Annotated in this window: 1 protein-coding gene; it reads left to right on the top strand. The window is 60.4% G+C overall.

All coding sequences use genetic code 11. From position 1 onward, the window contains the following. The first annotated feature begins 162 nt into the window (after positions 1-162). On the top strand, positions 163-519 hold the full coding sequence (locus AC1DYI_RS38065; RefSeq protein WP_477209219.1) for an ArsR/SmtB family transcription factor: 357 nt from the start codon (positions 163-165) through the stop codon (positions 517-519). The last annotated feature ends 17 nt before the right edge of the window (positions 520-536 follow it).

Genomic DNA, 536 nt, shown 5'->3' with positions numbered 1-536 from the left:
CCGCAAGAATGCCTACAACACCTACCTGCTGATGGAGCAGGAGAGCAAGTGACTGGGCTGCGGCAGAGACAAATACACCTGTCGGCACGCCGGGTACCCTTCATCCATCACTAGCTGCGAATAGACTACTTCATGAATAAGCTGAATGAAGCGAGTTCTGCCATGGAAGATCTCAGCAGCCAGGATCGTGTTTTCGAATCTGCCGCCGAGCTGTTCGCCGTGCTGGCGACACCGGTGCGCCTGAAGATCATCAGCGCGGTTTGCCAGCAGGAGAAGAACGTCTCGGAATTGCTGGCGCTGATCAACACCACCCAGCCCAACATGTCGCAGCACCTCGCCACGCTTTACCGCAGCGGCGTGCTCGCCAAGCGGCGCGAGGGCACGCAGATCTACTACCGCCTGCAAAGCGAGCGGGTGGCGACGCTGTGCCGTGCGGTATGCACCCAAATGGCGATCGAGCTGGACAGCACCGACGAGGTCGAGGCATCCGATCGGTTGGTGCCGCTGGCCCATCGCTGAGCTGCGGCGGTTTCGGT

This window comes from Ideonella sp. P3_A4 (genome assembly GCF_056403075.1).
Note: the sequence above shows the minus strand (reverse complement) of the source record. Positions and strands in the feature narration are given on the sequence as shown.